The sequence below is a fragment of the Bradyrhizobium sp. Mp27 genome (genome assembly GCF_029953005.1).
Lineage (GTDB): Bacteria > Pseudomonadota > Alphaproteobacteria > Rhizobiales > Xanthobacteraceae > Bradyrhizobium > Bradyrhizobium barranii.
The window spans coordinates 1-11,796 of sequence record NZ_JASAUS010000043.1 but is presented as its reverse complement, the minus strand read 5'-3'; the positions used below and the strand labels follow the sequence as shown (position 1 = coordinate 11,796).

The window sequence follows — 11,796 nt, the reverse complement described above, 5'->3', positions numbered from 1 at the left end:
ACGCAATCAAGGATCGCATCAAAACTGGATAAAGCATTGATTTTCAATGAGAATTATAAAAGCGACCCGCTGACAGTCAGGGCCTGACCAACGGCACGGCGGAAATGATGACGAAGGCCTGCGCCAGCGGCCAGTCGTCGGTGATCGACAGGTCGATTTTCGCTTCGAACCCCTCGGGCGTCAGGGCCTGGAGCCGGGCCAGCGCCCCGCCGGTCAACTGCATGGTCGGCCGCCCCCCCGGCAGGTTGACCACCCCCATGTCGCGCCACCAGACACCGTTCCGGATGCCGGTGCCGAGCGCCTTCGAGCAGGCCTCCTTGGCGGCGAAGCGCTTGGCGTAGGTTGCGACCACCATCTTCTCGCTCTTGGCGCGCCGCTCCGCCTTGGCCCGCTCGGCCGCGGTGAAGATGCGGTCGAGGAAACGTTCGCCATGGCGCTCGATCACCTTGCCGACGCGGGTGATGTCGATCAGGTCGGAGCCGATGCCGATGATCATGCCCGGCTCCGGCCGCGATCCATCGCCGCGCGCATGCTGCGCACCGTCTCGGCGAGCCCGACGAACAGCGCTTCGCCGATCATGTAGTAGCCGATGTTGAGCTCCATGATCTCCGGCAGCGCCGCGATCGTCTCCGCGGTCGCATAGTCGAGCCCGTGGCCGGCATGGATTTCGAGCCCGGCTTGCTTCGCCAGCTTCACCCCCGCCACGATCCGCTTCCACTCCGCCCCGGCCTTGTCGGTATGACCCTCGACGACGGCGTCGCACCAGGCGCCGGTGTGGATCTCGATCACGGGCGCCTTCAGCCGCGCCGCCATCTCGATCTGCGCAGGGTCCGCGGCGATGAACAGCGACACCCGGATGCCGGCATCGTTCAGCCGCGCGATATAGGGCGCGAGCGCATTGTGCTGGCCGACCACGTCGAGGCCGCCTTCGGTCGTCACCTCCTGGCGGCGCTCGGGCACGAGGCACACCGCGTGCGGCTTCGTGGCGAGCGAGATGCGCATCATGTCGTCGGTCGCCGCCATCTCAAAATTGAGCGGCTTGGAGATCCCGGCCTTCAGCCGCGCCATGTCCTCGTCGCGGATGTGGCGGCGATCCTCGCGCAGATGCGCGGTGATGCCGTCGGCGCCGGCCTCGATCGCAAGCAGCGCGGCGCGCACCGGATCGGGATGGCGGCCGCCGCGCGCGTTACGCACGGTTGCGACGTGGTCGATATTGACGCCGAGGCGGAGCGGAGAAGCGGACATTTCAGGACTCACGAAATCAGGGAGACGGACGCATGCGAGAGGCGTCTATCCATTAACACGTTCGACACGGGCGACGACCGCCTTGGCGCGCAACTGGGCGAGGATCGCGCTCAGATGCTTGAGATCGTAGACCTCGAGGTCGATCGTCGTCTCCGTGAAATCGGGCGAGCGGCGCTGCATGCTGATGTTGTCGATGTTGCCGTCGTGCTCGGCGATCACGGTCGCGATCTGTGCCAGCGCGCCGGGCTCGTTGACGTTCTCGACCTTGATGCGGGCCGGGAAGCGCTGCGGCGCGGAATCCTCGATGTCCCAGCGCACGTCGAGCCAGCGCTCCGGCTCCTCCTCGAAATCCTTCAGGGCCGGCGCCTGGATCGGGTAGATCGTGATCCCCTCGCCCGGCGTGACGATGCCGACGATGCGGTCCCCGGGCAAGGCGCCGCCGTTCGGCGCGAACTTCACCGGCAGGTCGGAATTGATGCTGCGGATCGGGATCGCGACCGGGCTGCGCGGCGGCTCCGACGACTTCTCCCTGAGCTTGGCTGCGAGCCCCTTCTTGGCGCCGTAGCGCGCGATGCGCTCCTCCTTGTAGTCGGGATACATCGCACGCGCGACGTGGGAGGCCTTGATCTCGCCGCGGCCGACCGCCGCCATGACGTCCTCGATCGAGGTACGCGCGAGCCGCGGCAGCGCGCCCTTGAGCTTGTCGTCGGCGTATTCGATCTTGGCGCGCTCGAACAGGCGTTCGACGATGCGCCGGCCGAGACCGACATATTGGTCGCGCACCGCGGTCCTGGTGGCGCGGCGGATCGCGGCGCGCGCCTTGCCGGTGACAGCGAGCGTTTCCCAGGCCGAGGGCGGCGCCGCTTGCGCCTCCGAGGTCAGCACCTCGACCTCGTCGCCGTTCTGGAGCTCCGAGGACAGCGGCGCGAACTGGCCGTTGATCTTGCAGCCGACGGCGCTGTTGCCGACGTCGGTGTGCACGGCATAGGCGAAGTCGATCACATTGGCATGGCGCGGCAGCGCGATCAGCTTGCCCTTCGGGGTGAAGCAGAACACCTGGTCGTGGAACAGCTCGAGCTTGGTGTGCTCGAGGAATTCCTCGGGGTTGGCACTCTCCGAGAGGATGCCGATGGTGTGGCGCAACCAGGCGAACGCGTTGGACTCGCGCTTGAGAAACTCGGTCGGCGAGCCCACGTCTTCCTTGTAGAACACATGTGCGGCGATGCCGCGCTCGGCGATCTGGTCCATCGCCTCGGTACGGATCTGCAGCTCAACACGCTGGTTGCCAGGGCCGATCACCGTGGTGTGGATCGAGCGGTAGTCGTTCTGCTTCGGCGTCGAGATGTAGTCCTTGAAACGCCCGGGCACGACCGGCCAGTTGGTGTGGACGATGCCGAGCGCGCGATAGCAGGCCTCGATGTCGTTGACGACGAGGCGGAAGCCGAAGATGTCGGACAATTGCTCGAAGCCGACCGACTTGCGTTCCATCTTGGTCCAGATCGAGAACGGCTTCTTGCGGCGGCCATAGACCCGCGCGCCCAGCCCCCGGTGGCGCAGATTGTTGGAGAGCTGGTCCTCGATTTCGCCGATCAGGTTGCGGTTGCGCTCGGCGAGCGCGTCGAGCCGCTGCATCACCACCGAATAGGCTTCCGGATCGAGGGTGCGGAAGGACAAATCCTCCAGCTCCTCGCGCATTTCCTGCATGCCCATGCGGCCGGCCAGCGGCGCATAGATGTCGAGCGTCTCCTCGGCAATGCGCCGTCGCGACTCCGGCGGCACGAAGTCCAGCGTACGCATGTTGTGCAGGCGATCGGCGAGCTTGACCAGCAGAACGCGGACATCGTCGGCAATGGCCAGCAACAATTTGCGCAGGTTCTCGGCCTGCTTGGCCTCGCGCGACACCAGCTCCAGCCGCTTCAGCTTGGTCAGGCCCTCGACCAGCGCGCCGATCTCGGGCCCGAAGATCTGGTCGATCTCGGCGCGCGTCGCCTCGGTGTCCTCGATCGTGTCGTGCAGCAGGGCGGCCACGATGGTGGCATCGTCGAGCTTCAGATCGGTGAGAATCGCCGCCACTTCGAGCGGGTGCGAGAAGTACGGATCGCCCGAGGCACGGGTCTGCGAGCCGTGCGCCTTCATGGCGTAGACGTAGGCGCGGTTCAGCAGGTCTTCGTTGGTATTGGGATTGTAGGACCTGACGCGCTCGACGAGGTCATATTGACGCATCATGCGCGCGCGAGGCTTGGCCGGGCGCCCCACCGGCGCAGTCGGGGCCACGGCAACCGATTCGGTTGCGGCCAGCATCTGCGTTTGTCTCCGGCCCCGATACACCATGCCATCCTGCCTTCAAACGGACCATGAGCCGCCCGTTGCATACATCTTAGCCCCGATCGCGCGTGCGTCCGATCAATTCGGTGACAGGCGCGCAGCGCGATGCGGCAACGCTATGGTAACCACGAAAACGCCAACAAAAGCAAAGGCCCGAACACGGGTTCGGGCCTTTGATAGGATCACAAGAAATCGACAACTGCGACGGGACGATTACTCGTCCTCCTCGGGCTGTTCTTCCGGCGGCGCGAGGCCCTCGAGGCCCTTCAGGAGCTCCTCTTCGGTCATGCGCTCAACGGCAACTTCGGTATCGTCGGCATCGACGCTGGCACCGGCGGAACCGATCAGCGGGACCGTATCGGGCTCGGGCTCGTCGACCTCGACGAATTTCTGGAGCGAGTGGACCAGCTCCTCGCGGAGGTCCTCCGGCGAGATGGTTTCGTCCGCAATTTCGCGCAAAGACACAACGGGGTTCTTGTCGTTATCGCGGTCAACCGTTAGTTGTGAACCGGACGAAATCATGCGGGCCCGGTGGGCGGCCAGTAGGACCAGGTCAAACCGGTTGTCGACCTTGTCGATACAATCTTCTACGGTGACGCGAGCCATGGACTGTCGCTCCGTTGTGGGTGGGACGAAATATGTGGATGATTGGCGCTAGTTATAGGGGACAGGGCGATTTCGCAAGGCCAATTTGTGATTTGGCCTCGCCAAACGGCTCTGCTACCCCCACATTGGGGCTGGGATGGGTGGTTTGCCGGGCTGCCATGGAGGGTGGCACCGGGCGTATGCAGGTCCGCCATAACTATACCTTGATTGCCACGACTTCTCCGGATTTGCGGTTTCGACGGGTTTCGGCGGCACCATAAGATTGCGCGGCTTGCTGTCGCCGCGCCAACAATAAACGATCAATCACGAACGCTACGCGAGCAAACTGAATGTCACCTTCTGCAACTAACAAGATCGCGCTCTTCATCGATGGGGCCAATCTCTACGCGACGGCGAAAACTCTGGGCTTCGACATCGACTACAAGCGCCTGCTGAAGGAGTTTCAGAGCCGCGGGACGCTGTTGCGGGCGTTCTACTACACCGCGATCATCGAGGATCAGGAGTACTCCTCGATCCGCCCGCTGATCGACTGGCTCGACTACAACGGCTACACGGTCGTCACCAAGGCGACCAAGGAGTTCATCGACGCCTCCGGCCGCCGCAAGGTCAAGGGCAACATGGACATCGAGCTCGCCGTGGACGCGATGGAGCTCGCCGAGCACATCGACCAGATGGTGCTTTTCTCGGGTGACGGCGACTTCCGCTCCCTGGTCGAAGCCGTCCAGCGCCGCGGCGTCCGGGTCACCGTGATCTCCACCATCGCGAGCCAGCCGCCGATGATCGCCGACGAGCTGCGCCGCCAGGCCGATGTCTTCACCGACCTCGTCGAGCTGCAATCCAAGCTCGGCCGCGACCCGTCCGAACGCCCCGCCCCGCGTGACCGCGGCGAGCGTGGCGAGGGACGCCATCACGCCCCGCAGTTCCTCCAGCGCGCGACCACGATGGCGCCGAGGGGCGATGACGACTTCGAGGAGTGAGGCGGCCCGGTCAAGCCGCCAGCCTCTCACCCTCGTCCCCGACCGTGACTGTCCGCTTTGTCCGCGCCTGGTCGCCTTTCGCGAGGCGAACCGCGCGCGCGAGCCGTTGTGGCACAACGCGCCGGTTCCCCCCTTCGGCGACATCACGGCGCGCTTGCTGATCGTCGGCCTTGCACCAGGCATGCAGGGCGCCAACCGCACCGGCCGCCCCTTCACCGGCGACTATGCCGGCGACCTGCTCTACGCCACGCTGCTCGAATACGGCTTCGCCAAGGGCACCTATCAGGCGCGGCCCGACGACGGCCTCAAGCTGGTCGACTGCCGGATCGCCAATGCCGTGCATTGCGTTCCGCCGCAGAACAAGCCGCTGCCGGTCGAGATCAACACCTGCCGCCAGTTCCTCGGGGCCAATCTCGCGACGATGCCGAACTTGCGCGCCATCGTCGCGCTCGGACGCATTGCGCACGACACGGTGCTCAAGCCGCTGAACCTGAAGGCTTCGCAAGCTCCCTTCGGCCACGGCGCCGTGCATCTGGCCGGCGCATTCAGGCTCTACGACAGCTATCATTGCTCGCGCTACAACACGAACACCGGCGTGCTGACGACGGACATGTTCCGCAGCGTGTTCGCGAAGGTGAAGGCCGACCTGGACTAGGGCTCGGCTGGATTGGCCTTCAGCCAGTCCAGGACATCGCCGGCGTTCCGGTCGGGCGGAAACACCGGATAGAACACATGGGTGATCTTGGCATCGTCAATGATCAGCGCAAGCCGCTTGATCAAGGTCAGGCCAGCGACCTCCATGGTCGGCAGATTGAGGGCGCGCGTCAGCGCCAGCTTCTCGTCCGACAGCACGGGGAACGGCAGGTGCAGCCGCGACGCCATCTCGGTCTGGTACGCGTTGCTCTGGGTCGAGAGGCCGTACACCTGGGCGGCGCCGGCGGCTTTCAGCTCGGCAAACAGGTCACGAAACGCGCAAGTCTGCGGCGTGCAACCGCGCGCGCCCGGGATCATGTCCCAATCGTCGACCAGCCCGATCTTGCCGGGCTCGCCGGTGCGCGGATAGGCGAACACCACGGTCCGGCCGGAGAGCGCCGACAGATTCACCGACGTATCGTCGGTCGCGAGCAGGCTGACTGGAGGCAAGGTCATGCCCTTGAGATGCGCGGCGCCGCCGTCGTCGGCGGGTGCGGGAATCTGGCTCCAATCGACCTCGAGCAGGTTCTTCTGAGTCATCCGCCAACCTCTTGCCGCTATCCCCTCGCCCGCAACAGCCGGCCCTTCTCCCGGCTCCAGTCGCGCTTCTTCTCGGACTCGCGCTTGTCGTGCAGCTTCTTGCCCTTTGCAACCGCCAGCTGCAGTTTGGCTCGCCCGCGCTCGTTGAAATAGAGCTTGAGCGGGATCAGCGTCATGCCTTCGCGGTCGACCGCGCCCATCAGCTTGTTGATCTGCTTGCGATGCAGAAGCAGCTTTCGCGGCCGCTTGGGCTCGTGATTGAAGCGGTTGCCCTGGAGATATTCGGGAATGGTGGCGTTGATCAGCCAGATCTCGCCGTCCTTGGAATCGGCGTAGGACTCCGCGATCGTGCTCTTGCCGTTGCGGATCGATTTGACCTCGGTGCCGGTGAGCGCAATGCCCGCCTCGATCGTGTCTTCGATCGCATAGTTGAAGCGGGCCTTGCGATTTTCCGCCATGACCTTGATTGGACGTTCGTTCTTATCGGCCATGGAAGACAAACCTGATCGAGATACGCGCGTAAGCTAACAGCTCGGATGAAGCGCGCGCGTCAAGACTTCTTGAGGAGATCGCGGATCTCGGTCAGCAGTTCGACCTCGGCCGACGGTTTTGCCGGAGCCGCAGGCGCCGCCTCCTCCTTGCGCTTCAGCGTGTTCATGGCGCGGATCACCAGGAACAACACGAAGGCGACGATGATGAAGTTGATCGTCAGCGTCAGGAAGCTGCCGTAAGCAAGTACTGCACCTTGCTTTTTCGCATCCGCTAAGTTGGTGGCGGTCACCGCCTTCGACAAGGGGGCGAAGTAGTTCGAGAAATCGAGGCCGCCGGTCGCAGCGCCGATGATCGGCATGATGATGTCACCGACCAGCGACGTGACGATGCCGCCGAAGGCCGCACCGATGATGACGCCGACGGCGAGGTCGACGACGTTGCCTTTCATGGCGAACTCGCGGAACTCCGTGAGCATCTTCCTGCCCTTCTCGTCGACGCTCATGAACGGCTCCCCGGTTGGCTAAATCAATTGATCAGCCCAGCATGAACCATGGCGCTGCGCACGGCAACGCGCGTCGGCTCGGTGACCGGAACCATCGGCAGCCGCAGCGTCTCGTCCAGCTTGCCGAGCAGCGACATCGCGTACTTGATTGGCGCCGGGTTGCTCTCGATGAAGAGGTTGTTGTGCAGCGGCATCAGCTTGTCGTGGATTGCGAGCGCCGCCTTGGTATCGCCCTTCGCCCAGGCGGCCTGGAATTCCGAGCACAGGCGCGGCGCGACGTTCGAAGTCACCGAGATGCAGCCGTGGCCGCCATGCGCCATGTAGCCGAGGATGGTCGCGTCCTCGCCGGAGAGCTGGTTGAAATCCTCGCCCATCGCCGCGCGCTGCTGCGAGACGCGGACCATGCTGGCGGTGGCGTCCTTGACGCCGGCGATGTTCTTCAGCTCCCACAGCCGCTTCATGGTGTCGACCGACATGTCGATCACCGAGCGCGGCGGAATGTTGTAGATGATGATCGGGATGCCGATCGCATCGTTGATCGCCTTGAAGTGCTGGTACATCCCTTCCTGGGTCGGCTTGTTGTAATAGGGCGTCACAACCAGCACGGCGTCCGCGCCGGCCTTCTCGGCGTGCTGCGCGAGCTCGATCGCCTCTTTCGTCGAATTGGAGCCGGCGCCCGCGACCACGGGTACGCGCCCCTTGGCTTCAGCGATGCACCATTCTACGACCTTCTTGTGCTCGTCATGGCTGAGCGTCGGGCTCTCGCCGGTGGTGCCGACCGGGACCAGGCCGTTGGTGCCTTCCGAGATCTGCCAGTTGACCAGCGAGCGGAACGCCGCCTCGTCCAGCGAGCCGTTCTTGAACGGCGTAACCAAGGCGGTGAACGATCCCCGGAATTTCGTCTTGGCTGCCATGGACTTCCTCCGTACGCGGCTATCTCTTGAGCAAGCTGCATTCATATCGGGTCTATCCCGCCGGTAAAAGACCCGCTTCCGTGTGACGCACCGTTTAAGCCGCGATTTTGCCGCGGTGGTGGTGCAAACCGGGCAAAGGTAAGCAGCTGTTGGTATTTTGTCCGCATATTCAAGCGAATACAGCTAGGTCTTGAGCCAACTGACTGATTCGGGGCGACCAAACGCCGTGACTTCCTTTCCTCGTTCCGCATGGCGATCCACCGGTCTGGCCGTGTGCCTCATGGCCGGGCTGTCGGTCGGCTGCGCCGCCCTGGCCAAGTCCAATGAGACGACCGCGGACGGGGCCAAGGACACCGCGAAGCCGGCGGCCAAGGACGCCGCGAAGGGATCGGCCAAAGAAACAACGAAGGGAACCGGCAAGGAAACACCGAAGGGCGCGAGCAAGGGAGCAGCTGCCGCCCCGGCCAAGGATGCCGCGAAGAAACCTGGCAAGGATGCAGGCAAGAGCGCCGGCAAGGAACCCGCCAAGGAAAAGGACAAGCCCAAGCCCGCAGCCGCCGCGCCAAAATCACAGCCGGCCGCCAATGGCTCGCCCCCCAAGACCGCCCCCGCGCCGGCCGTGACGGCCACCGTCAGGCCAGCCGCCCCGGCGCCCGTCGCCAAACCCGTCGCGGCTCCTCTGCTTGCGCCGGCGACCCGCCAGCACGCCACGCCGCGCAAGCCGGTCACGCCGGCCGCGGTCGCTGCGACCTCCTCGACGTCGCAGGCCGACAAGGACACGCTCGAGAACGTCATCGAGCTCGTGCGCAAGCGCAAGGCGGCCGACGCCACCAATTACGCCGCCTCGATCTCGGATCCCGTCGCACGAAAGCTCGCCGAATGGATCATCCTGCGCAGCGAGGACAATGGCGCGACCGTGGAACGCTATCGCGCCTTCCTCTCCGCCAATCCGAGCTGGCCGTCGCAGACCTTCCTGCGCCGGCGCCTCGAGGCCGCGATGTGGGACGACAGGCGCGACGATTCGGTCGCGTGGTCGTGGTTCGAGAATGAATCGCCTGTGTCCGCCAAGGGCCGCTTCACGCTCGCCAAGGCGATGCTGGCGCGCGGCGACCGCGCCAATGCCGAGCGGCTGGTGCGCGAGGCCTGGCGCAGTGATCCGATGTCGGAGGAGACCGAGAATAACGCGCTCGACCAGTTCGGCGCCCTGCTGACGCCGGGCGACCAGAAGGCGCGGATGGACACCTTGCTCTACGGCAGCGAGAACGAAGCCGCGCTCCGCGCGGCAAAGCGCCTCGGCGCCGGCTACGTCGCGCTGGCCAAGGCCCGCATCGCCTCCGTCAAGAAGGCGCCGAACGCGCGCGCACTGCTCGACGCCGTGCCGCGCGAGCTGCACAACGATCCCGGCTTCATCTTCAGCAAGATCCAGCTCCTGCGCCGCGAGGAGAAGTTCGCCGAAGCCGCCCAGCTGATGCTGTCGGCGCCGAAGGATCCGAACCGGCTCTACAATCTCGACGAATGGTGGATCGAGCGGCGCCTGCTGGCGCGCAAGATGATCGACACCGAGGAATTCCGCAGCGCCTATCTGATCGCGCGCGATGCGGCCCTGCCCTCGCGCGACATCTACAAGACCGAGCAGGAGTTCACCGCCGGCTGGATCGCGCTGCGCTTCCTCAATGATCCCGCGGCCGCCAGCCAGCATTTCGCCCGCATCGGCGTCGGCAGCGTCAATCCGACCACGCTGGCGCGCGCCGGCTATTGGCAGGGCCGCGCGGCGGAAGCGGCGGGCCGCCAGCAGGAGGCGCGCAACGCCTACGCGCGGGCGGCCGAGCAATCTACCAGCTATTACGGCCAGCTCGCGCGCGCAAAACTCGGCCTGCCGCAGATCGAGCTCAACAGCCAGCCGCGCGGCCGCGGCGCCGAACGGCTGGAGATCGTGCGCGCCGCGCACCTGCTCTACGAGCTCGACGAACGCGAGATGGCGATACCTGTTCTCGCCGACATGGGCGAGAACGGCGATCCCGAGGCGCTTGCCGGCCTTGGCGAGCTCACCCAGCGCTACAGCGACGCGCGCGGCATGCTGCTGCTCGGCAAGGCTGCGCTCAACCGCGGCCTCCCCTTCGACTTCTACGCCTATCCCGTCAACGGCATTCCGCAGTTCACGCCGATCGGCCCCGAGGTCGAGCGCAGCATCGTCTATGCGATCGCGCGGCAGGAAAGCGCGTTCAACCCCTCAGTGGTCTCGCCGGCGCAGGCTTACGGCCTGATGCAGGTGACGCCGGACGCCGCGCGTTACGTCTGCAAGCGGCACGGCGCGACCTACGATCTGGGGCGGCTGAAGAACGATTCGGTCTACAACGCCACGCTCGGCTCGGCCGAGCTCGGCGGACTGCTCGAGGACTACCGCGGCTCCTACATCATGACCTTTGCCGCCTACAATGCCGGCCGCGGCAGCGTGAAGAAATGGGTCGACCGCTACGGCGACCCGCGCGATCCCAAGGTCGACGCGGTCGACTGGGTCGAGCTGATTCCGTTCTCCGAGACGCGCAACTACGTGCAGCGGATCATGGAGAATCTTCAGGTCTACCGCGCCCGCTTCGGCGGCGGCACACGGTTGCAGATCGAGGCGGACCTGCGCCGCGGCACCGGCAGCGTGGAATAGAGCCATCCTCCTATGCGCTCCCGATTGACCGCCGAGAGCATCGGCGGCGAGCGCCGCAACGTGTCCGGACGTGAGCCGCTGAAGAAGGGCTGAAGCTCGCGCGCGATCTTCAGGCGAGCCTTGCTCGACGCTGAGCCCGAGCGCTTCCTGGTCGTCGTCCGATCGGCAAGCTCGCCGTTCCACCTCCTCGAACATGAAGGCGTCGATCGCCGCCTGCTGCAGCGTCAGGACGGTGGGGAGCTTGCAAGGCCATGCCGTCAACGGCAGTCGGCCCGTTGCATACATTGCGCGGAGATGCCCGCAGCGCCGAGGCCTCTCCTCCGTAACAGCCTCGTCCAGATCGTCACGGACGATGGAGCACGGGAGCAACGCCAGCCCTCCGCGGCGTTAAAACAGCCATGCCGCCAAAAGAAAAGCCCCGGCGGTTTCCCGCCGGGGCTCTCTGTCAGGTCGTTAGACCAAACTTACCAGTTGCGCTGAGCGCGGATCAGCATGCTGACCGTGCTCTGATCCTTCAGCTCGTACACGGCACCCGGCTTGGCCACAACAAACGCAGGGCCAGCGGCGAGCGTGCTGATCGTGCCCGCGTACTTCTGGTCGAGCATGGTGTAAGCCACGTCCGCCGAGAAGGTCAGGTTCTTCACCGGCGTCCAGCGGGTGATCAGACCGATCGTGCCGATGTTGAAGTCCGGGTTGCAAGAGGTGATACCCGCGGTGGCGGCACCCAACGTAGCGAGTTGGCCGCAAACGAGAGCCGCACCACCGTTGCCGTACTTCAGCTGAGCGTACGAACCGTAGATTGCCGTGTTCCAGTACGCATCCCAGTTGTGGGTGTAGGCGCCA

Annotated in this window: 12 protein-coding genes; 3 read left to right on the top strand and 9 right to left on the bottom strand. The window is 65.1% G+C overall.

Going from position 1 to position 11,796, the window contains the following annotated elements:
- Window positions 1-76: 76 nt before the first annotated feature.
- The 4 genes from acpS to rpoZ form a co-directional block, all read right to left on the bottom strand.
- Window positions 77-496 carry a holo-ACP synthase gene (gene acpS / locus QJT78_RS22060; protein ID WP_028150633.1) on the bottom strand — a complete coding sequence of 140 codons (420 nt, stop codon included), beginning with the start codon at window positions 494-496 and terminating at the stop codon, window positions 77-79.
- Window positions 493-1,245 (bottom strand): pyridoxine 5'-phosphate synthase, encoded by a 753-nt coding sequence (locus tag QJT78_RS22055; protein WP_028150634.1) that lies wholly within the window; start codon window positions 1,243-1,245, stop codon window positions 493-495. The genes acpS and QJT78_RS22055 overlap by 4 nt, the downstream gene beginning before the upstream one ends.
- Window positions 1,246-1,290: 45 nt before the next feature.
- Window positions 1,291-3,576 (bottom strand): bifunctional (p)ppGpp synthetase/guanosine-3',5'-bis(diphosphate) 3'-pyrophosphohydrolase, encoded by a 2,286-nt coding sequence (locus tag QJT78_RS22050; protein ID WP_038943272.1) that lies wholly within the window; start codon window positions 3,574-3,576, stop codon window positions 1,291-1,293.
- Between the two features lie 207 nt (window positions 3,577-3,783).
- On the bottom strand, window positions 3,784-4,176 hold the full coding sequence (rpoZ, locus tag QJT78_RS22045) for a DNA-directed RNA polymerase subunit omega (RefSeq protein ID WP_014494742.1): 393 nt from the start codon (window positions 4,174-4,176) through the stop codon (window positions 3,784-3,786).
- 329 nt (window positions 4,177-4,505) lie between these two features.
- Here rpoZ and QJT78_RS22040 point away from each other — a divergent pair, with 329 nt between their 5' ends.
- Window positions 4,506-5,153: an NYN domain-containing protein gene (locus QJT78_RS22040; protein ID WP_014494741.1), complete on the top strand. Its 648-nt coding sequence runs from the start codon at window positions 4,506-4,508 to the stop codon at window positions 5,151-5,153.
- The gene (locus QJT78_RS22035; RefSeq protein WP_028150636.1) at window positions 5,134-5,808 is read left to right on the top strand and encodes a uracil-DNA glycosylase; all 675 of its coding nucleotides are present in this window, start codon (window positions 5,134-5,136) and stop codon (window positions 5,806-5,808) included. The genes QJT78_RS22040 and QJT78_RS22035 overlap by 20 nt, the downstream gene beginning before the upstream one ends.
- Here the strand turns inward: QJT78_RS22035 and QJT78_RS22030 are convergent.
- The 4 genes from QJT78_RS22030 to dapA are packed head-to-tail and all read right to left on the bottom strand — an operon-like array spanning window position 5,805 to window position 8,294.
- Window positions 5,805-6,386, bottom strand: a complete 582-nt coding sequence (locus QJT78_RS22030; protein ID WP_028150637.1) for a peroxiredoxin — start codon at window positions 6,384-6,386, stop codon at window positions 5,805-5,807. The two genes, QJT78_RS22035 and QJT78_RS22030, sit on opposite strands and share 4 nt — an antisense overlap.
- Window positions 6,387-6,403: 17 nt before the next feature.
- Window positions 6,404-6,877, bottom strand: coding sequence for an SsrA-binding protein SmpB (gene smpB / locus QJT78_RS22025; protein ID WP_008133025.1), 474 nt, complete (start codon window positions 6,875-6,877; stop codon window positions 6,404-6,406).
- A 59-nt stretch (window positions 6,878-6,936) separates the two neighbouring features.
- On the bottom strand, window positions 6,937-7,380 hold the full coding sequence (gene mscL / locus QJT78_RS22020; RefSeq protein WP_272481405.1) for a large conductance mechanosensitive channel protein MscL: 444 nt from the start codon (window positions 7,378-7,380) through the stop codon (window positions 6,937-6,939).
- A 23-nt stretch (window positions 7,381-7,403) separates the two neighbouring features.
- On the bottom strand, window positions 7,404-8,294 hold the full coding sequence (gene dapA, locus QJT78_RS22015; protein WP_038975901.1) for a 4-hydroxy-tetrahydrodipicolinate synthase: 891 nt from the start codon (window positions 8,292-8,294) through the stop codon (window positions 7,404-7,406).
- A 280-nt stretch (window positions 8,295-8,574) separates the two neighbouring features.
- Here dapA and QJT78_RS22010 point away from each other — a divergent pair, with 280 nt between their 5' ends.
- Window positions 8,575-10,953, top strand: a complete 2,379-nt coding sequence (locus QJT78_RS22010) for a lytic transglycosylase domain-containing protein (protein ID WP_049831763.1) — start codon at window positions 8,575-8,577, stop codon at window positions 10,951-10,953.
- Between the two features lie 464 nt (window positions 10,954-11,417).
- Here QJT78_RS22010 and QJT78_RS22005 read toward each other — a convergent pair.
- A partial coding sequence (locus QJT78_RS22005) for a porin (protein ID WP_281460294.1) occupies window positions 11,418-11,796 on the bottom strand: 379 nt, incomplete at its 5' end.

Excerpts from the sequence above, each read along its gene's own strand:
- QJT78_RS22050 (WP_038943272.1), bottom strand. The coding sequence starts at position 3,576 with ATGGTGTATCGGGGCCGGAGACAAACGCAGATGCTGGCCGCAACCGAA.
- dapA (WP_038975901.1), bottom strand. The coding sequence starts at position 8,294 with ATGGCAGCCAAGACGAAATTCCGGGGATCGTTCACCGCCTTGGTTACG.
- rpoZ (WP_014494742.1), bottom strand. The coding sequence starts at position 4,176 with ATGGCTCGCGTCACCGTAGAAGATTGTATCGACAAGGTCGACAACCGG.
- QJT78_RS22040 (WP_014494741.1), top strand. The coding sequence starts at position 4,506 with ATGTCACCTTCTGCAACTAACAAGATCGCGCTCTTCATCGATGGGGCC.
- QJT78_RS22010 (WP_049831763.1), top strand. The coding sequence starts at position 8,575 with ATGGCCGGGCTGTCGGTCGGCTGCGCCGCCCTGGCCAAGTCCAATGAG.
- QJT78_RS22035 (WP_028150636.1), top strand. The coding sequence starts at position 5,134 with ATGACGACTTCGAGGAGTGAGGCGGCCCGGTCAAGCCGCCAGCCTCTC.
- QJT78_RS22055 (WP_028150634.1), bottom strand. The coding sequence starts at position 1,245 with ATGTCCGCTTCTCCGCTCCGCCTCGGCGTCAATATCGACCACGTCGCA.
- mscL (WP_272481405.1), bottom strand. The coding sequence starts at position 7,380 with ATGAGCGTCGACGAGAAGGGCAGGAAGATGCTCACGGAGTTCCGCGAG.
- QJT78_RS22030 (WP_028150637.1), bottom strand. The coding sequence starts at position 6,386 with ATGACTCAGAAGAACCTGCTCGAGGTCGATTGGAGCCAGATTCCCGCA.
- smpB (WP_008133025.1), bottom strand. The coding sequence starts at position 6,877 with ATGGCCGATAAGAACGAACGTCCAATCAAGGTCATGGCGGAAAATCGC.
- acpS (WP_028150633.1), bottom strand. The coding sequence starts at position 496 with ATGATCATCGGCATCGGCTCCGACCTGATCGACATCACCCGCGTCGGC.